This is a genomic window from Pseudomonas sp. 1152_12, from assembly GCF_052850675.1.
Map to the genome: position 1 here is coordinate 211558 of NZ_VXCW01000002.1, position 17979 is coordinate 229536.

Genomic DNA, 17979 nt, shown 5'->3' on the forward strand with positions numbered 1-17979 from the left:
GTCCCTTACATTTTGAATTAATTTCGCGGGAGAGTATCTGAAATTTGCTGTTTTGGTTAGCCAAACGTCTCGCGCAGCAGCCCGGCAAACGCATCCCGTGCCAAGTGCCGCTGGGTGTCCTTGTGCCAGAACAGCAGGTTATCCACGGCCTGCAGTTCCTCAAATCGATAAGACGCCAACTGATTCGCCTGCTCATAGCGGGCCAGGATGCCTTCCGGCGCCAACGCCACGCCAATCCCGGCGCTGACGCAGCCGATGATCGTGCCCCAGCTGGTATAGCTGGCGATGCTTGGCATGAAGTCGTGGGGCTTGACCCAGTTTTCCAGCGCCGCGCGATACGGGCAGCCGGATGGCCACACCAGCAACGTGCGCCCGGCCAGCTGGCCTGTTGCGGTTTTTGATTGCATCGGTATTCATGGGCGGTGTGGCGTGGGTGGTCGGCATTGGGCGACCGCGTTTACGTGATCTGCCTTGGCTGTTGGTGTTGGGTTTTTTCGGGGTGTTCCTGCACCACACCAGTCTCAATTACGGGCAGCAGTCGGCGCCGCTGTTCAGTGTGTTGATTGCGTTCTTCTGTTTGAAGGAGCGGGTCAGTGCCTGGCGTTGGAGTTGTGTATTGCTGGGTTTGCTCGGGGTGTTGGTGGTGATCTGGGGCGATCAGGGCTTGAGCGACATTGACCCGCGTGGTTTGCTGATCCTGTTGGCGGCGGTCTCGTGGAGCCTGTACTTCGCCATTCAGAAACACTACGCCCATCGTTATAGCCCGCTGACCATGGCGTGCTACATGGTGTGGACGGGCACCCTGATGCTGTGCGTGAACCTGCCCGGCCTGGCCGATACCGTGGGGCAGGCACCGCTGCCAGAAAACCTGGCAGTGCTGATACTCGGCATTTTTCCCAGCGCCTTGGCGTATCTCGCCTGGGCCTACGTGTTGAAACACGTCGAGGTTAGCCGCGCGTCGGTGGCGATGTACCTGATTCCGCCCGTGGCCATGGTGATGGCCGCGACCCTGCTGGGCGAGCACATTGCCCGCCAGGTGATGCTGGGCGGTGTGATGGTGCTGGCCAGTGTGGCGGCCATCAGCCTGGAGGGCCGCTTTCGGTCAGTCGCTCAGGCTGAACGCGCGCAGCCGGTGACCATCGAGGTCCTCGGCGACAAAGGTGTAGCCGAAATCCACGGTGGTCGGTGACTGGATGATCGTCGCGCCGCGCGCAACCCATTGATCGTGCAGGACCTCCACGGCAGCCTGGTCGGGCAACGAAAATCCGACCTCGCCACCACCGCCGGTAATGTGCGCTGCCGGCTCCACGGTGTGTCGCGACCACAACCCCAGCTTCACGCCGTTGTCGAGAATGAACAGGGCAAAGGTCGGGTTCAGTTCCACCGGGGGCTTGTCCAGCAGGCGGCTATAGAAGTTGGCGCTGGTGGCCGGGCTGTCGACGTAGAGCAGGAAATAATGGGCGACGGGGGTCATGTTGGCTCCTTGAGAACGGGCGGTTACGTGAGCCCAGTCTATAAGGCGGTGCTGTCAGATCTTGTCAGGAGCGTGCAGGGGCTGCGCATTCTCACCGGTGTAAAGCTTGATGGTGGCGTCGATCTCTCCCGACATCTTCATCTGCAGCAGCGCGCGTAAAATCTGTCGCACCGGCACGTTCGGATCGTTACGCACGATGCAGCCCAGGCGTTGCTCATCAATGATCGCAACCTTGTGCAAGCGCTGCTTCGGCGGCAGATTCAGGTTGAAGCGGTCCAAAGTCCATTCGTTGATCACCGCGTAGTCGAAACGACCGGCCACCAGTTTATGCAGCACCAGTTCTTCGCTGCGCGAATCGTCACGAGTCAGTTGGCCGTTGGCAAACAGCGGGTCGAGTGCCGCGTAGCGGTAGTTGAGTACTGTGCCGATCGGCTGTGGTGCCAGTTTGTCCAGTTGCACGGGTGGCCGCGCAGTGTGGCTGCTGACCATCACATTGCGCTGCACCATCAGCGGCACGCTCCAAACGTAGTCGCCGGACAGGTTGTCCACCCAGGCCTGGGTGACATAACAGCGCACATCAATGCGGCCGTGCTTCATGGCATTGGCGATGCGCCCCCGGGCCAGTACGTGGAACTCGGCGGGGCGCCCGACCTGGGTGGCCAGGCTTAACATCAAGTCATACAAAATGCCCTGGGTCGGCCGGTTGTTTTCCAGCTGGACCATGGGCATCGCCCAGCTGTCGGACACCGAGAAGCGCAAGGGCGTGGGTGCCGCGAGGCTGGCAACGGAAATCATCCATAAGGCGCCCAGGACTACGCGCATACACTCTCCAGGTTCAGGCCTTTGCGGGGCCATTCAGGAGAGCTTAGTCAGATTAGACGAGCGTGCCGGATGCAATTTCCCCCTTGCTCCGCTAGCATTACCGGCTTCCGCTTCCCAGTTGCGACGGTTTTCGATGAGTTATCAGGTTCTTGCACGTAAATGGCGCCCGCGCTCGTTCCGCGAAATGGTCGGCCAGACCCATGTGCTCAAGGCTCTGATCAATGCCTTGGACAGCCAACGGCTGCACCACGCCTACCTGTTCACCGGTACGCGGGGGGTGGGCAAGACCACCATTGCGCGGATCATCGCCAAATGCCTGAACTGTGAAACAGGTATCACATCGACCCCCTGCGGCACCTGCTCGGTATGCCGGGAGATCGACGAAGGGCGTTTCGTCGACTTGATCGAGATCGACGCCGCGAGCCGCACCAAGGTTGAAGACACCCGCGAGCTGCTCGATAACGTGCAGTACGCACCGAGCCGTGGCCGCTTCAAGGTCTACCTGATCGACGAAGTGCACATGCTGTCCAGCCATTCCTTCAACGCCTTGTTGAAGACCCTGGAAGAGCCGCCCCCCTACGTCAAATTTATTCTGGCTACCACCGACCCGCAGAAGCTTCCTGCAACTATTCTGTCGCGGTGCCTGCAGTTCTCGCTGAAAAATATGACCCCTGAGCGGGTGGTCGAGCATTTGACCCACGTATTGGGTGTCGAGAACGTGCCGTTCGAAGACGACGCTCTGTGGCTGCTCGGGCGCGCTGCCGATGGTTCGATGCGCGATGCCATGAGCCTCACCGACCAGGCTATTGCCTTCGGTGAAGGCAAGGTCATGGCCGCTGACGTGCGCGCCATGCTCGGCACCCTCGACCACGGTCAGGTGTTCGATGTGCTGCACGCCCTGATCGAAGGTGACGCCAAGGCGTTGCTCGAGGCCGTGCGCCATTTATCGGAGCAGGGCCCGGACTGGAACGGCGTGCTCTCGGAAATCCTTAACGTATTACACCGCGTCGCCATCGCCCAGGCCTTGCCTGAAGGTGTCGACAATGGCCATGGGGACCGCGACCGCGTATTAGCCCTGGCCCAGGCATTGCCGGCCGAAGACGTGCAGTTCTATTACCAGATGGGCCTGATTGGTCGACGCGACTTGCCCCTGGCACCGGACCCGCGCGGTGGCTTTGAAATGGTCCTGCTGCGCATGCTGGCGTTCCGGCCGGCTGATACGGCAGACGCACCGAGACAGCCGCTAAAGCCAGTGGGGATCAGCCAGGCCACAGTTGATTCCGCCAAACCAGTGGCTGGCGCAGCAAGGGTCGCGCCAGTCGTTGCTGCGCCTGCACCGGTTGCTCCGGCGCCTGAACCTGTGGTCGCCGCGCCTGTGGTTGAGCCTACGCCGGTGATCGAGCCTGAGCCGGTCCCAGTGGTCGATCTGCCCTGGAACGACCCGGTAGACGTCGAGCCTGAAGTTGAACTGCAGCCTGCCGTGGAGCCTGTACTGGAAACCAGCGGCGAGCAGCCGGAACTGACGCCAATGCCTGCGTCGACGCCTGACAGCGTGGTGCAGGCAGCGCCCGAGTGGGTTTCAGCCCCTGTTCCAGAGCCGACCGTTGCGCAAGTCGAGGCCGCCACCCCGGGCATCGACCTCGACGACGAGCCGCCACTGGACGAAGATTACATCGAGCCGGACATGGATTCGGCCTACAGCTACCTGGATGACCTGGCCAGCGAACACACCGCCGAGCCTGCTCCCGAGCCCGAAGCGGAACCCGCTGCCGCCCCGGCCACCGGCCTGGCGTTGCAATGGCTGGAATTGTTTCCGAAGTTGCCGATCTCCGGCATGACCGGCAGCATCGCCGCCAACTGCACCTTGATCGCCGTCGAGGGTGACCACTGGGTGTTGCACCTGGACCCGGCCCACAGCGCCTTGTTCAACGCGACCCAGCAGCGCCGGCTTAACGATGCGCTGAACCAGTATCATGAGCGCACGCTGACCATTACCATCGAGTTGATTAAGCCCGAGCAGGAAACGCCAGCCCAGGCTGCAACCCGTCGACGTATGAACCGTCAGCGCGAGGCCGAAGAGTCGATCCAGGGCGATCCGCTTATCCAGCAAATGATGCAACAGTTCGGCGCGGTCGTGCGTCACGATACTATTGAACCTGTCGAAGCCCCGGTGCCCCAAGCGTCATGACACTGGGCATTAACTAATTGATCCACGTACTTTTGAGGTGATTCCCATGATGAAAGGTGGCATGGCCGGCCTGATGAAACAGGCGCAGCAGATGCAGGAAAAGATGGCCAAGATGCAGGAAGAACTGGCCAACGCCGAAGTCACCGGTAAAGCCGGTGGCGATATGGTCAGCGTAGTGATGACCGGTCGTCACGACATCAAGCGCGTGAGCATCGACCCAAGCGTATTGCCAGGCACCAGCGAAGATGACCTGGAAATGCTTGAAGCGCTGTTCGCTGCGGCCGTCAACGACGCCGTGCGCAAGATCGAAGCCAACAGCCAGGACAAAATGTCCGGCGTGACGGCCGGCATGCAATTGCCGCCGGGCATGAAGATGCCGTTCTGATCGGTGAGCGTTCGCTAGAATGAAAATGCCAGGCATCGAGCCTGGCATTTTTGTTTGTGCCGTGATCGTTCCGGTGGGCAGTAACCTCACGCCGCCCGGGCGCATTGCGTTCAATATGAACCCTGGCATGGCAGACAGGGTCTGCACCCTATACCGATGGATTCGATAAAGGAGTTCCCTGATGTCTGAAGAAACGATTCTGAACCAGCGCGTCGTGCTGGTCTCGCGCCCTCAAGGCGCACCGACCCCGGAAAATTTCCGCCTGGAACGCGTGAACTTGCCCGAGTTGGCGGAGGGCGAGGTGCTATTGAAAACGCTCTACCTATCCCTCGATCCCTATATGCGTGGCCGCATGAGTGACGCACCGTCCTACGCCGCTCCGGTTGAAATCGACGAGGTTATGACCGGTGGCGCTGTCAGCCGTATTGAGCAATCGCGTAACCCGAAATTCGAAGTGGGTGACCTGGTAGTCGGCTCCACCGGCTGGCAAAGCCATAGCGTTTCAGACGGATGTAACCTGATCCCGGTGCCCAAGGGGCTTGCGAGCCCGTCGATGGCGCTGGGTGTGCTGGGCATGCCGGGCATGACCGCGTACATGGGCCTGATGGATATCGGTCAGCCCAAGGATGGGGAAACCCTGGTGGTGGCGGCGGCGTCCGGCGCGGTCGGCTCGGTGGTGGGCCAGGTGGCCAAGCTCAAGGGCTTGCGCGTGGTGGGTATCGCCGGTGGCGCGGACAAGTGCCGCTACGTGGTGGACGAGTTGGGGTTTGACGCCTGTATCGACCACAAGAGCGCCCATTTCGCCAGTGAATTGGCCCAGGCCTGCTTCAACGGTGTGGACATCTACTTTGAGAACGTCGGCGGCAAGGTGTTCGATGCGGTGCTGCCGTTGCTCAACCCCAAAGCACGGATTCCCTTGTGCGGCTTGATCGCCGGCTACAACGCCCATGAAGCGCCAACCGGTCCCGATCGTCTGCCGGCGCTGCAACGCACCTTGCTGACCAAGCGCGTGCGCATCCAGGGCTTTATCGTGTTCGACGACTACGGTGATCGCCAGCCTGAATTCCTCAGCGCCATGGTGCCGTGGGTGCGTGATGGCAAGATCAAGTTCCGCGAAGACGTGGTCGAGGGCCTGGAGCAGGCGCCCGAAGCCTTTATTGGTTTGCTTGAGGGGCGCAACTTCGGCAAGTTGGTGGTGCGCGTCGCGCAGGATTGACCATTTGACGCTAATCCGAGGCGCGGGTATAAACCGCGTCTCGTTGTTTTGTCGGACCATTCGCTCATGAGCTTCAGCCCCCTGATTCGCCAACTGATCGACGCCCTGCGCACCTTGCCGGGTGTAGGTCAGAAAACCGCCCAGCGTATGGCGCTGCAACTGCTGGAGCGTGATCGCAGCGGCGGCACCCGGTTGGCCCAGGCCCTGAGCCAGGCCATGACCGGTGTAGGCCACTGCCGCCAGTGCCGCACCCTCACCGAGGAAGACCTCTGCCCACAATGCGCCGACCCACGCCGAGACGACACGCTGCTGTGCGTGGTGGAAGGGCCGATGGATGTATACGCGGTGGAGCAAACCGGTTATCGCGGCCGCTATTTTGTGCTTAAAGGGCACCTCTCGCCGTTGGATGGGCTGGGGCCGGAAGCCATCGGCATTCCGCAACTGGTAGCGCGCATTGAAGAACAGGGCACCTTTACCGAGGTAATCCTGGCGACCAACCCGACGGTGGAAGGTGAGGCAACCGCGCATTACATCGCCCAACTGCTGACCAATAAAGGCTTGATCACCTCGCGTATCGCCCACGGTGTGCCGTTGGGTGGTGAACTGGAGTTGGTGGACGGCGGGACGTTGGCGCATTCGTTTGCAGGGCGCAAACCGATCGCCCTTTAAAGAACAATACCCCCAAAATGTGGGAGCAAGCCCCTCCCGGTTTGGTTGTGTGCTTTGGGCGGGAGATGCATTTGGCTTGAAAACCAAGCAAGCGCTTGGTAATTTCGCTTCACCTCACCGTGGAGCTTGCCGATGTCTGCCTTCCAGGACTACTTCGACCCCAGCCACCAATTGGTCCGCGACAGCGTGCGCCGTTTTGTCGAGCGTGAGATGTTGCCGGGCATTGAGCAATGGGAGGAGGCCGAAAGCTTTCCTCGTGAGCTGTACCTCAAGGCCGGCGCGGCGGGAATTCTGGGCATCGGTTATCCCGAAAGCCTGGGCGGCAGTCACGAAGGTGATCTGTTCGCCAAGGTTGCCGCCAGCGAAGAGTTGATGCGCTGTGGTTCCGGTGGGGTCGTGGCAGGCCTGGGTTCGCTGGATATCGGCCTGCCGCCCGTGGTCAAATGGGCACGGCCCGAGGTGCGTGAGCGCGTCGCGCCCCTGGTGTTAGCCGGGGAGAAGATCATCGCCTTGGCCGTCACCGAGCCTGGTGGTGGCTCCGATGTAGCCAACCTGCAAACCCGCGCCATCCGTGACGGTGAGCATTACCGCGTGAGCGGTAGCAAAACCTTTATCACCAGTGGCATTCGCGCCGACTTCTACACCGTGGCCGTCCGTACGGGCGGGCCGGGCTTTGGCGGTATCAGCTTAGTGCTCATCGAAAAAGACACCCCCGGTTTCACGGTCGGTCAGCCGTTGAAGAAAATGGGTTGGTGGGCGTCGGACACGGCTGAGTTGTTCTTTGACGATTGCCACGTGCCTGTGGGCAACTTGATCGGCGTCGAGAACATGGGCTTTGCCTGCATCATGGGCAATTTCCAACGTGAGCGCCTGGCCCTGGCGTTGATGGCCAATATGACTGCGCAACTGGCGCTGGAGGAAAGCCTCAAATGGGCTGCCCAACGCGAAGCCTTTGGCAAGCCCATCGGCAAATTTCAGGTGCTCAAGCATCGGCTTGCCGAGATGGCGACTGCGGTGGAAGTGTCTCGGGAATTCACTTATCGCCAGGCGGCGAAAATGGCGGCGGGCATGAGTGTGATTAAGGAGATTTCCATGGCCAAGAACCTGGCCACCGACACCGCCGATCGCGTTACTTACGACGCGGTGCAGATCCTCGGCGGCCAAGGTTACATGCGCGGTAGCCTGGTGGAGCGGCTATACCGTGACAACCGCATCCTGTCCATCGGTGGCGGCACCCGCGAGGTGATGAATGAAATCATCAGCAAGCAGATGGGGCTTTGATGGCGTCAGTCCAAACGACCTTTAACGTTCAGTCAACGCAAACTGGGTCAGACAAAACGTCGGAATTCCCATGTCTTCCAAGCGCTGTGAGCCACCCAGCTCCGGCAAATCAATGATTGCCGCCGCTTCAAAAATCTTCGCGCCCATACGCCGCACCAGGTTGGCGGCAGCGATCAAGGTACCGCCGGTGGCGATCAGGTCATCGAACATCAACACCGAGTCGCCTTCGCACAGGCTGTCGGCGTGCACTTCCAGGAAGGCCTCGCCGTATTCAGTCTGGTAGCCCTCGGCCAGCACGTCAGCCGGCAGCTTGCCCTGCTTGCGGAACAGGATCAGCGGCTTGTTCAGTTGGTAGGCGATGATCGAGCCGATCAGGAAGCCCCGCGCATCCATCGCGCCGATGTGGCTGAAGTCGGCTTCGACATAACGTTGGGCAAAGCTGTCGGCCACCAGGCGCAGCGCCCGAGGTGATTGGAACAAGGGCGTGATGTCACGAAAGATCACCCCAGGCTTGGGGAAGTCGATGACGGGGCGGATCAGGGATTTGATGTCGAACGAATCGAAGGTCATCGTCGAAGAGTCCTGGGAGCGGAAAACGGACTCGAAGTATACCTGCGGCCTCGCTGATTGGCGCGGCCGCAGGTGTTGGCATCAACCTTCCAGGGAGCCGCCTGCTAATGCACACAGCTGGATCGGATCGAGGATATGCACTTCTTTGCCTTCGGCGGCAATCAGCTCGTTCTGCTGAAAGCGGGTGAACACGCGGGACACGGTTTCCACCGCGAGGCCCAGGTAATTACCGATTTCATTGCGTGACATGCTCAGGCGGAACTGGTTGGCCGAGAACCCACGGGCACGGAAACGTGCTGACAGGTTGACCAGGAACGTGGCGATGCGCTCGTCGGCAGTTTTCTTCGATAACAGCAGCATCATCTGTTGGTCGTCGCGAATTTCGCGGCTCATCACGCGCATCAACTGGCGGCGCAATTGCGGCAATTGCAGGGCCAGTTCATCCAGGCGCTCGAAGGGGATTTCGCACACCGAGGTCGTCTCCAGCGCCTGGGCCGACACCGGGTGAATCTCAGTGTCCATGCCCGACAACCCGACCAGTTCGCTGGGCAGGTGGAAACCGGTGATTTGCTCTTCGCCGCCGTCGCTCAGGCTGAACGTCTTCAACGCCCCCGAACGCACTGCATAAACGGAATCGAATTTGTCGCCCTGACGAAACAGAAACTCGCCTTTTTTCAGGGGGCGACCACGTTTAACGATTTCGTCCAGCGCTTCCATGTCTTCCAAATTCAACGAAAGTGGCAGGCAGAGGGGGGCCAGGCTGCAATCCTTGCAATGGGCCTGGCTGTGAGCGCGCAGTTTGACTGGCTCGGACATTTCTTAAATCCTTGTGGGGAAACACACATAAGACGTAAGGGTAACGCACCGGGGGGCTGTGAGGCCAGCGTGCACAAAAAAGCAGCAAAGATATAAAGCTTTGTGTATCCGCGCCGATACAAAGATCACCATTCTTTGAGCTCGGAGGCTCGAATCATGATTTCCATCGGTGCAAACACCGCAGTCAGTACGGGCGTGAGCTCCCTGCCAGAGCCGAAAGACCTGGTGGCTGAAGCCAAATCAGCCACGGCCGCTAAGGATCTGAAAGACGCTACATCGTCGCCGCTCAGTACCAAACCGGAAGAAGGCGTGAAAGTGACCTTTTCTGGCGCTGCATTGCTGGCTATCAGCAATACCAAGAAATCCAACAGCGATATCGAAGAGAGCGGCCTGCCGGAGGACGTCCAGCAGACGCTCAAGATGATCCGAGAAATCAAGAAGCAAATTGCAGAAAAGCAGGCCGAGCTGGCTGCCGTCATGGCGGACAAGTCCCTGACTCCGGAACAGGCTCGGGTTAAGGCCAACAACTTGCAGGGCGCCATCGCCACCTTGCAGGCGAGCTTGATAACGGCGCAAAACTCGTTGGCTAAAGCTATGAAAAACCTGAGTTCCGACGACGCCCTTAAGGCGGCATCACTGGCGATGGCTTGATTCGCCTTTAAATCACCCGCGAGAATCGTTGCCTGTTCTGTTGCTCCAGATAGGCATCGAACACCATGCATACCGAGCGCACCAACAAGCGCCCGGCGGGCAGTACGCGAATGCCTTGCGCGTCCAGCTCGATCAGTCCGTCGGCGGCCATCGTCTCCAACTGCGGCCATAGCTCGTCGAAATAGCCGCGGAAATCGATGTTGAAAGCCTGCTCGATCTGCTCGAATCTCAGGCTGAAATTGCAGATCAACTGCTGAATGACCTCACGCCGTAACCGATCATCCGTGCTGCACACCAAGCCACGGCTGGTAGCCAGCTGGGCACCGGCCAAGGCGTTCTGGTAGTGATTGAGGTCGCTGCTATTCTGGCAATACAGGTCGCCGATCTGGCTGATCGCTGACACGCCCAAACCAATCAAGTCGCAATGCCCGTGGGTGGTGTAGCCCTGGAAGTTGCGTTGCAGCGTGCCTTCTTCCTGGGCCACCGCCAGCTCATCATCCGGCAGGGCAAAGTGGTCCATGCCGATGTAACGATAGCCTGCGCGGGTTAACTGCTCGATGGTGGTTTGCAGCATCAACAGTTTTTCCGCCGGGGAGGGCAGGTCGTCGGTGTTGATCCGCCGCTGCGGCATGAATCGTTCCGGCAGGTGCGCGTAGTTAAACACCGACAAACGATCGGGTTGCAGCTTGATCACTTCCTCCACGGTGCGCGCGAAGTTGATCGGCGTTTGCTTGGGCAAGCCGTAGATCAGGTCGATATTGATTGAGCGAAACTGCAGGGTGCGCGCCGCATCAATCACTGCGCGGGTTTCTTCAAGACTTTGCAGGCGATTGACCGCACGTTGCACCTCGGGGTCGAGGTCTTGCAGGCCAATGCTCACGCGGTTGAAGCCCAATTCACGCAGCAGGCCCATGGTTGCCCAGTCAGCTTCACGCGGGTCGATTTCGATACCGTAGTCGCCGGAATCATCACCCTGCAAATTGAAATGCTGACGCAGGCATGCCATCACCTGGCGCAGTTCGTCGTGGCTGAGAAAGGTCGGCGTACCGCCGCCGAAGTGCAATTGCTCAACCGGCTGTTTGGGGTCGAGGTGGCAGGCCATCAGTTGGATTTCCTGCTCCAGGCGTTGCAGGTAGGCCTGGGCGCGGCCACGGTCTTTGGTGATGACCTTGTTGCAGGCGCAGTAGTAGCAAATGTTCGCGCAGAACGGCACGTGCACATACAGCGACAAGGGCCGTACGGCTTTGCGGCTGTCGCGCAGGGCGTGGAGCAGGTCGAAGGTGCCGACTTGGCTGTCGAATTGTACGGCGGTGGGGTAGGACGTGTAGCGCGGCCCCGCCAAGTCGTAGCGGTGAATCAGATCGGTGTCCCAACGAATGGCGTCGAGCATGCGGGCGGTCCCCGGGATTGGCTAGTGGGCCGAGTCTAGGGGCAGGGCTGGGATGGCATCTTGATTTGCATCAACGGGGAGCGGCGCTATGCCACAGAGGTAAGGCGCTAATGGCCCATCAACCAGTGCCGGTGCGGGCCGGGCAACGTCCATAGACCAAAGAGAATCACCAGCAAACCACCGGCTACACGCACGCTGCGTTTGCGCAGCAAAGCCGTGACTCGCTCAGCCGCCAGCCCGGTAGCCAGCAACACCGGCCAGGTACCCAGCCCGAACGCGAGCATCAGCAACGCACTGTCGACCGCGCTTCCCTGACTCGCGGCCCACAGTAGGGTGCTGTAGACCAGCCCGCATGGCAGCCAACCCCACAGCGCGCCCAGCAGTAGCGCGCGGGGCAGGCTGGACACCGGCAGCAAACGGTTGGCGATGGGCTGTATATAGCGCCACAGACCGCGTCCGAGGCTTTCGATTCGGGTGAGGCCGCTCCACCAGCCCGCCAGGTACAGGCCCATGCTGATCAGCAGCAAGCCGGCGAGCACGCGCATGAACATCGCCGCCGGGCTGTTGGCCACCGCCCAGCCGGCCAGGCCGATCAATAACCCGGCCGCGGCATAGCTGAGGATGCGCCCCAAGTTGTACGCCAGCAGCAAACGAAAGCGGCGGCTGCGTTGTTCCTTGGGGATCGCCAGGGTCAGCGCGCCCATCAGCCCGCCGCACATGCCCAGGCAATGGCCGCCACCGAGCAGGCCGAGGATGAGCGCGGAGACCAGCAGCGGCGTGAGTTCAAGCATGGGGTGGGTCTTTGGGCGGTTGCTCTGGCCCGCTGGCTTCGTCGACAGCCGCCAAGTGATTCGGGTCCTGGTCGTCAAACAGCACGCTGTGGGCGGGGCCGTCGAGGTCGTCGTACTGGCCGCTGTCCACCGCCCAAAAGAAGATGTAGATGGCGACGCCGACTAACAGCAGTGCCGCTGGAATCATCACGTATAGAGCTGGCATCTGCACTCCATGCTCGCGCGGCTCAAGCCGGCAGCGGGCGGGTTACTGAGGTGGCGCTTTTAGCTGGCGCGCTCGGCATGCGAGTCAGGCGTAAGGCATTGAGCACCACGGTCAACGAACTGAGGGACATGCCGATCGCTGCCCAGATTGGGGTGATCCAGCCGAGGGCGGCAAACGGCAGCATAAGGCTATTGTACAGCCCGGCCCATAGTAGGTTCTCGATGATTACCCGACGGGTTCGCCGTGCCAGGGTAAACGCCTGCACCAAGGCGTCGAGGCGGTTGGACAGCAGCACCGCGTCGGCACTGGTTTTCGCCAGGTCCGTGGCCGAGCCCATCGCCACACTGATATCGGCGGCGGCGAGCACCGGCACATCGTTGACGCCATCGCCGAGCATCAGCACCTTGCGCCCTTCCTTGTGCAGTTGTTGCAGCACTTGCAGTTTATCGTCGGGGCGCAGGCCGCCGTGGGCCTCGTCGATCCCCAGTTCAAAGGCGACACTGGCGACCATCGGCGAGCTGTCGCCCGACAGCAACAGCGTGCGCCAACCACGCGCCCTGCAAGCGGCCAGCAAGCCCGGCGCGTCGCTGCGCAGGCGGTCATCCAGCACGAACCAAGCGAGGGCGCCGTCACGGTCGCCGAGCAACAGCCATTGACCCGCCTCATTCGGAGATTCGGGGATCAGGCAGCCGCTCAGTGCACAAACAAAACCGGGCTGGCCGATGCGCAATTGGCGCTCGCCTACGAGGCCTTCAAGGCCCAGGCCAGGAAAACTGAGGACTTCATCGGCGGCCAACGGCGCACGGCCAAAAGCCCGTGCAATCGGGTGTTCGGAACGGTTTTCCAAGGCGGCGCCGAGGCTCAGGCATTCATCGCTGGTCAGCGTGCTCAAGGGGCGAATCGCACGCAGTGCCAGGCGGCCTTCGGTCAGTGTACCGGTCTTGTCGAAGATCACTGTGTCGATCTGATTCAAACCTTCCAGCACATGCCCGCGTGTCAGCAACAGGCCGAGTTTATGCAGCGTACCGGTGGCGGCAGTGAGCGCGGTCGGCGTGGCGAGCGACAGTGCGCATGGGCAGGTTGCCACCAGCATCGCCAGCACAATCCAGAACGCCCGCGACGGGTCCAGCTCCCACCACAGCAGCCCGATCAAGGCGGCGGCGATCAGTGAACACAATAGGAACCATTGGGCGGCGCGGTCGGCGATTTGCGCCAGGCGCGGTTTCTCGGCCTGAGCGCGCTCCAGCAGGCGCACGATGGCGGACAGGCGCGTGTCGTGGCCCAAGGCGCGCACCTCGACGGTCAGCGCGCCTTCGACATTGAGCGTGCCGGCGGTGACCGCATCACCCACGTTGCGAGGCTGCGGCAGGTATTCGCCGGTGAGCAGGGATTCATCAATGCTCGATTGACCGTCGAGGATCACGCCGTCCGCCGGCAGCACCGCGCCGGGATGCACCAGTACCCGTTCACCGACGGCCAACTCGCTGAGCAGGATACGCTCACTCTGGCCATCCGCTTTCAGGCGCAGGCACGAGGCGGGCAACACGTTGACCAACTGTGCGGTGGCGGCGGCTGTGCGTTCCCGGGCTCGGCGCTCCAGATAACGACCGGCCAGCAGGAACAGCGCGAACATGCCCACCGCGTCGAAGTAAAGTTCGCCTGTGCCGGTAATCGCGGTCCAGATACCCGCCAGATACGCACCGCCAATCGCCAGGGAAACCGACACGTCCATGGTCAGGTGCCGCGTGCGCAGGTCGCGCAAGGCGCCTTTGAAGAACGGCGCGCAACTGTAAAAGACGATGGGCGTGGTCAGAAACATCGCCACCCAGCGCAGGATCACATGCAGCTCCGGACTCAGGTCCATGTTGAATTCCGGCCAGGTGGCCATTGTCGCCATCATCGCCTGGAACCACAGTAAGCCCGCCACGCCTAATTGGCGCAGGGCCAGGCGGTTCTCGTCGGCCAGTTGTTCGGCGGCGCGATCCGCCTGATAAGGGTGAGCGGCGTAGCCGATGTGGCGCAGTTCGCTGAGCAGTTGGCTCAACGGCAATTGCCCGTCGGACCAGCGCACGTGCAGCCGGTGGTTCGACAGGTTCAGCCGCGCCTCGGCCACGGCGGGCAGGCTGCGCAGGTGTTTTTCGATCAGCCAGCCACAGGCGGCGCAACTGATGCCTTCCATCATCAGGGTGGTTTCGGCGAGTTCGCCGTCGTGGCGCACAAACGGTTTTTGCACGTCGGCGCGGTCGTACAGGGCCAGCTCGTCGACCAGTTGCACCGGCAGCGCCTCGGGGTTGGCCGAGGCTTCGCTGCGGTGCTGGTAATAGCTTTCCAGCCCACCGGCCACAATGGCTTCGGCCACCGCCTGGCAGCCGGGGCAGCACAGCTCGCGGCGCTCGCCGAGGATCACGGCGGTAAACCGGCTGCCGGGCGGAACGGGCAGGGCGCAGTGGTAGCAGGGGGTTGGGGTGCTCATGGGGTCAGATCTTAGTCGGCTGGGAGGGCCTCATCGCGGGCAAGCCCTTCTCCCACAGAGGACCGTGATCCAATGTGGGAGCGGGCGTGCCCGCGATGCACGAAGCGCAGGCTTATTACTTCTTCAGGTCTTCAGCGCCCTGCAACGGCTCATCACCCAACAGCAAGTCCTTGTCGTGGTTGACCTGTTCCTCCTCGAACAGGCGCCAGGTCCTGTCGCCCTCTACGCCGAGCAATTCCACGAAGCGCCGGCCTTCGACCTTGTCGGTGACCTGGCCGACGTAGCGGCCGGGTTCGCTGTCGCTGCGAGTCAGGTTGATCTTGCGATCCTTCTCCGGCTGGGTCGGGGAAATCAGGTTCAGCTCCAGGGTCGTCGGGTTGCTGTTGCCGGTGAGGTGCAGTTCGACTTCACCGGTCAGTTCATCGAGGTGCACCTTGGCACGCAGTTGCAGGGTCTGGGCTAGCAGTTCGCGGTCAAGGGAGCGGTTGATGCCTTTGCCAGCCTCGTAATAGTTGTCGTTGACCAGGTTGTCCGGGTTCTTCACCGCAATGGTCACCATGGACAAGGTCAAGGTCACCGAACAGGCCAGGATGCCAATGATGATCCAGGGCCAGAGGTGCTTGTACCAAGGGCTTGCGGCAGTGGCTACGGGCATTGTTTTGCTCTCTGTTTTAACGGACTTGAGGGCCGATGAATCGGCTCTTGGCTTCAATGTGGACACTGTCGTCATCGGCATCCCGGAGGATGAATTTCACTTCGTTGGTGCTCGACGGCAGTTGCTCGGGTGCGCTGGACAGCTCCACCGGCATGCTGAAGATTTCCCCCGCCGCCACCTTGATCTCGCGCCGACCCTGCAGCTTGAGGTCCGGCAGGCCCGAGGCGTCGAGCACATAGGTGTGATCGCGCTGGTCCTTGTTCATGATCTTCAGGCTGTAGACGTTTTCGATACGGCCTTCGGCATTTTCGCGGAACAGCACGCGGTCTTTGCTGACGTCAAAACCGACCAGCGAGCGCATGAAAAATGCACCGGCCAATAGGCTGATCATCGCCAGCAACACTAATGCATAACCGATCAGCCGAGGGCGCAGCTTATGGGTTTTCTGCCCGGAAAGGTTGTGCTCGGTGGTGTAGCTGATCAGACCGCGCGGGTATTCCATCTTGTCCATGATGGTGTCGCAGGCGTCGATACAGGCGGCGCAGCCGATGCATTCGATTTGCAGGCCGTCGCGGATGTCGATACCGGTGGGGCACACCTGCACACACATCGTGCAATCGATGCAATCGCCCAGGTCCTGGGCCTTATAGTCGATACCTTTTTTACGCGGGCCACGCACTTCGCCACGGCGTGGGTCGTAGGAGACGATCAAGGTGTCCTTGTCGAACATCACGCTTTGGAACCGTGCGTACGGGCACATGTAGATGCACACCTGTTCGCGCAGCCAGCCGGCATTGCCATAGGTGGCAAGGGTGAAGAATCCGACCCAGAAATACGACCAGCCATCGGCCTGGCCGGTAAAGAAATCGAACACCAGTTCGCGGATCGGCGAGAAGTAGCCGACGAAGGTCATGCCGGTGACAAAACCGATCAACAGCCACAGCGTGTGCTTGCTGAATTTGCGCAGGAATTTGTTGGCGCCCATTGGCGCTTTATCCAGCTTGATGCGCTGGTTACGGTCGCCTTCGGTGACCTTCTCACACCACATGAAGATCCATGTCCACACGCTTTGCGGGCAGGTATAGCCACACCAGATGCGCCCGGCGTACACGGTGATAAAGAACAGGCCAAAGGCGGCCACAATGAGAATGCCCGAGAGCAGGATGAAATCCTGAGGCCAGAAGGTTGCGCCAAAAATGAAGAATTTACGCTCTGGCAGGTTCCACCACACGGCCTGATGGCCACCCCAGTTCAGCCACACGGTGCCGAAGTAGAGCAGGAACAAGCCGGCGCCACCGAGCATACGCAAATTGCGGAACAGGCCGGTGAAGGCGCGGGTGTAGATTTTCTCTCGCGACGCATAGAGGTCAACGGATTGACTTGAGTTTTTGGCAGGCGGGGTAACGTCATGTACCGGAATTTGGTTGCTCATCATTGCATCCCACGGCGGTGGAGATTTGCCTCGGCCAGTACGTGCCAACCGGGGTCAAAATAGGGTCTTGCAGTGGCGTAATGATACGCCTCTGGTGCTGTTCAAAGGGTGCGACCTTTGGTCGCGTTGGGGGAAATCAATTGATGGTGTACGTGATCTGGATCAATTGACTTGTGAAGTATGGCTGGTTTTTGCGCGCAGGCTGGTCATTCGCCCCACGGATTAAGCAATGGAACGCCGCTTGATTTGAAGTCACTGACATTGCGCGTGACGACAGTCAGTCCATGAACCAGAGCCGTGGCAGCAATCGGCGCATCGCTTTCATTAGCCTGGTTTGGCACCTGCAAATGAGCGCAACGCAAAGCGACTGCGGCATCACCAACAGGTCAACAATGTCGGCGTTGCGGCCTGTCAGTTTCTGCTAGTCCTCAATGCTTAGCAGTACATGGGCAGGCTTGCCGCGATCGGTGATAAAAACCGGCCTGTGACGGGCGGCTTTTTTGGCACCGCTTGTGTCTTGATTGAATTCACGGCTGGAAATGGTGGTGATGGTCATGGGGCCCCCTTGCTGGCCTGAACGTCGTTACGTTGCTACTTCGCTGAGCTGAGCCACACGCCTGAAGCTACGAGCGGTCATGGGACAGTGATATACGCAGGCTGGAAACGCAAAACGGCTTCCAGTGCACCGCGGTAGCGTCTCACTTTGGCGCTCTACTGCGCATCGGTCGTGCGTCTTACATTCAAAGAGGTTGAGTCTGCAGGGGGGGCATGACCAATACTGGTGAGCGAAACGGAATTTTTTTACATACGTTGAAAGGTTTTTTGTAGGAACGGTTTTCCTGTGATAACCACTTATCAAGCGCCGGATTTGAATTGAAGTCTGGAAGGGTTGTGGCGGGGGATCTTAGTTTTATGAAGTCGCCCAAACGAACTTTAAAACGCTGTGAGTTGAGGAAGTATC

General features: G+C 60.5%; 16 protein-coding genes and 4 pseudogenes. 7 read left to right on the plus strand and 13 right to left on the minus strand.

Annotated features, from left to right (window positions below; genetic code table 11):
• Nucleotides 1–56 precede the first annotated feature (56 nt).
• Nucleotides 57–380: pseudogene (locus FW764_RS03635) on the minus strand (LysR substrate-binding domain-containing protein); the annotation flags it as partial.
• Between the two features lie 5 nt (nt 381–385).
• Here FW764_RS03635 and FW764_RS03640 point away from each other — a divergent pair.
• Nucleotides 386–1189 (plus strand): annotated as a pseudogene (locus FW764_RS03640) (DMT family transporter); the annotation flags it as partial.
• Here FW764_RS03640 and FW764_RS03645 read toward each other — a convergent pair.
• Entirely contained in the window at nt 1103–1474 is a 372-nt protein-coding gene (locus FW764_RS03645) for a VOC family protein (protein WP_446432793.1), read from the minus strand. The pseudogene FW764_RS03640 and the gene FW764_RS03645 overlap by 87 nt on opposite strands.
• A gap of 54 nt (nt 1475–1528) precedes the next feature.
• Nucleotides 1529–2296: a substrate-binding periplasmic protein gene (locus FW764_RS03650; RefSeq protein WP_446432794.1), complete on the minus strand. Its 768-nt coding sequence runs from the start codon at nt 2294–2296 to the stop codon at nt 1529–1531.
• Nucleotides 2297–2429: 133 nt separating this feature from the next.
• On the opposite strand from FW764_RS03650, the gene dnaX reads away from it, so the two are divergent.
• The 5 genes from dnaX (at nt 2430) to FW764_RS03675 (ending at nt 8035) form a co-directional block, all read left to right on the plus strand.
• Nucleotides 2430–4484 (plus strand): DNA polymerase III subunit gamma/tau, encoded by a 2055-nt coding sequence (gene dnaX, locus FW764_RS03655; RefSeq protein WP_446432795.1) that lies wholly within the window; start codon nt 2430–2432, stop codon nt 4482–4484.
• A gap of 46 nt (nt 4485–4530) precedes the next feature.
• Nucleotides 4531–4869 carry a YbaB/EbfC family nucleoid-associated protein gene (locus FW764_RS03660; protein ID WP_083357362.1) on the plus strand — a complete coding sequence of 113 codons (339 nt, stop codon included), beginning with the start codon at nt 4531–4533 and terminating at the stop codon, nt 4867–4869.
• Nucleotides 4870–5050: 181 nt separating this feature from the next.
• Nucleotides 5051–6085, plus strand: coding sequence for an NADP-dependent oxidoreductase (locus FW764_RS03665; RefSeq protein WP_446432796.1), 1035 nt, complete (start codon nt 5051–5053; stop codon nt 6083–6085).
• Nucleotides 6086–6151: 66 nt separating this feature from the next.
• Nucleotides 6152–6754, plus strand: coding sequence for a recombination mediator RecR (recR, locus tag FW764_RS03670; protein ID WP_083357364.1), 603 nt, complete (start codon nt 6152–6154; stop codon nt 6752–6754).
• 132 nt (nt 6755–6886) lie between these two features.
• Entirely contained in the window at nt 6887–8035 is a 1149-nt protein-coding gene (locus FW764_RS03675; RefSeq protein ID WP_446432797.1) for an acyl-CoA dehydrogenase family protein, read from the plus strand.
• A gap of 21 nt (nt 8036–8056) precedes the next feature.
• On the opposite strand, the gene FW764_RS03680 is transcribed toward FW764_RS03675, so the two are convergent.
• Both FW764_RS03680 and fnr read right to left on the minus strand, forming a co-directional pair.
• Nucleotides 8057–8605 carry an adenine phosphoribosyltransferase gene (locus FW764_RS03680; RefSeq protein WP_124363896.1) on the minus strand — a complete coding sequence of 183 codons (549 nt, stop codon included), beginning with the start codon at nt 8603–8605 and terminating at the stop codon, nt 8057–8059.
• 81 nt (nt 8606–8686) lie between these two features.
• The gene (gene fnr / locus FW764_RS03685; protein ID WP_446432798.1) at nt 8687–9421 is read right to left on the minus strand and encodes a fumarate/nitrate reduction transcriptional regulator Fnr; all 735 of its coding nucleotides are present in this window, start codon (nt 9419–9421) and stop codon (nt 8687–8689) included.
• Nucleotides 9422–9577: 156 nt separating this feature from the next.
• On the opposite strand from fnr, the gene FW764_RS03690 reads away from it, so the two are divergent.
• Complete coding sequence (locus FW764_RS03690) at nt 9578–10072, plus strand: hypothetical protein (RefSeq protein WP_446432799.1); 495 nt, start codon at nt 9578–9580, stop codon at nt 10070–10072.
• A gap of 7 nt (nt 10073–10079) precedes the next feature.
• On the opposite strand, the gene hemN is transcribed toward FW764_RS03690, so the two are convergent.
• The 8 genes and pseudogenes from hemN to FW764_RS03730 form a co-directional block, all read right to left on the minus strand.
• Nucleotides 10080–11462 (minus strand): oxygen-independent coproporphyrinogen III oxidase, encoded by a 1383-nt coding sequence (gene hemN / locus FW764_RS03695; protein WP_446432800.1) that lies wholly within the window; start codon nt 11460–11462, stop codon nt 10080–10082.
• A 107-nt stretch (nt 11463–11569) separates the two neighbouring features.
• The gene (locus tag FW764_RS03700; RefSeq protein WP_446432801.1) at nt 11570–12253 is read right to left on the minus strand and encodes a sulfite exporter TauE/SafE family protein; all 684 of its coding nucleotides are present in this window, start codon (nt 12251–12253) and stop codon (nt 11570–11572) included.
• Entirely contained in the window at nt 12246–12458 is a 213-nt protein-coding gene (gene ccoS / locus FW764_RS03705; protein WP_446432802.1) for a cbb3-type cytochrome oxidase assembly protein CcoS, read from the minus strand. The genes FW764_RS03700 and ccoS overlap by 8 nt, the downstream gene beginning before the upstream one ends.
• Nucleotides 12459–12480: 22 nt before the next feature.
• Nucleotides 12481–14931 (minus strand): heavy metal translocating P-type ATPase, encoded by a 2451-nt coding sequence (locus FW764_RS03710; protein ID WP_446432803.1) that lies wholly within the window; start codon nt 14929–14931, stop codon nt 12481–12483.
• A 115-nt stretch (nt 14932–15046) separates the two neighbouring features.
• Nucleotides 15047–15586, minus strand: coding sequence for a FixH family protein (locus tag FW764_RS03715; RefSeq protein WP_446432804.1), 540 nt, complete (start codon nt 15584–15586; stop codon nt 15047–15049).
• 16 nt (nt 15587–15602) lie between these two features.
• Nucleotides 15603–17018: a cytochrome c oxidase accessory protein CcoG gene (gene ccoG, locus FW764_RS03720; protein ID WP_446432805.1), complete on the minus strand. Its 1416-nt coding sequence runs from the start codon at nt 17016–17018 to the stop codon at nt 15603–15605.
• Nucleotides 17019–17224: 206 nt separating this feature from the next.
• Nucleotides 17225–17395, minus strand: a pseudogene (locus FW764_RS03725) (VapC toxin family PIN domain ribonuclease); the annotation flags it as partial.
• A gap of 47 nt (nt 17396–17442) precedes the next feature.
• A pseudogene (locus FW764_RS03730) lies at nt 17443–17574 on the minus strand (type II toxin-antitoxin system prevent-host-death family antitoxin); the annotation flags it as partial.
• Between the last annotated feature and the right edge of the window lie 405 nt (nt 17575–17979).

Excerpts from the sequence above, each read along its gene's own strand:
- ccoG (WP_446432805.1), bottom strand. The coding sequence starts at position 17,018 with ATGAGCAACCAAATTCCGGTACATGACGTTACCCCGCCTGCCAAAAAC.
- FW764_RS03700 (WP_446432801.1), bottom strand. The coding sequence starts at position 12,253 with ATGCTTGAACTCACGCCGCTGCTGGTCTCCGCGCTCATCCTCGGCCTG.
- FW764_RS03680 (WP_124363896.1), bottom strand. The coding sequence starts at position 8,605 with ATGACCTTCGATTCGTTCGACATCAAATCCCTGATCCGCCCCGTCATC.
- FW764_RS03715 (WP_446432804.1), bottom strand. The coding sequence starts at position 15,586 with ATGCCCGTAGCCACTGCCGCAAGCCCTTGGTACAAGCACCTCTGGCCC.
- dnaX (WP_446432795.1), top strand. The coding sequence starts at position 2,430 with ATGAGTTATCAGGTTCTTGCACGTAAATGGCGCCCGCGCTCGTTCCGC.
- ccoS (WP_446432802.1), bottom strand. The coding sequence starts at position 12,458 with ATGCCAGCTCTATACGTGATGATTCCAGCGGCACTGCTGTTAGTCGGC.
- FW764_RS03650 (WP_446432794.1), bottom strand. The coding sequence starts at position 2,296 with ATGCGCGTAGTCCTGGGCGCCTTATGGATGATTTCCGTTGCCAGCCTC.
- FW764_RS03690 (WP_446432799.1), top strand. The coding sequence starts at position 9,578 with ATGATTTCCATCGGTGCAAACACCGCAGTCAGTACGGGCGTGAGCTCC.
- fnr (WP_446432798.1), bottom strand. The coding sequence starts at position 9,421 with ATGTCCGAGCCAGTCAAACTGCGCGCTCACAGCCAGGCCCATTGCAAG.
- recR (WP_083357364.1), top strand. The coding sequence starts at position 6,152 with ATGAGCTTCAGCCCCCTGATTCGCCAACTGATCGACGCCCTGCGCACC.
- FW764_RS03645 (WP_446432793.1), bottom strand. The coding sequence starts at position 1,474 with ATGACCCCCGTCGCCCATTATTTCCTGCTCTACGTCGACAGCCCGGCC.
- FW764_RS03660 (WP_083357362.1), top strand. The coding sequence starts at position 4,531 with ATGATGAAAGGTGGCATGGCCGGCCTGATGAAACAGGCGCAGCAGATG.
- hemN (WP_446432800.1), bottom strand. The coding sequence starts at position 11,462 with ATGCTCGACGCCATTCGTTGGGACACCGATCTGATTCACCGCTACGAC.
- FW764_RS03675 (WP_446432797.1), top strand. The coding sequence starts at position 6,887 with ATGTCTGCCTTCCAGGACTACTTCGACCCCAGCCACCAATTGGTCCGC.
- FW764_RS03665 (WP_446432796.1), top strand. The coding sequence starts at position 5,051 with ATGTCTGAAGAAACGATTCTGAACCAGCGCGTCGTGCTGGTCTCGCGC.
- FW764_RS03710 (WP_446432803.1), bottom strand. The coding sequence starts at position 14,931 with ATGAGCACCCCAACCCCCTGCTACCACTGCGCCCTGCCCGTTCCGCCC.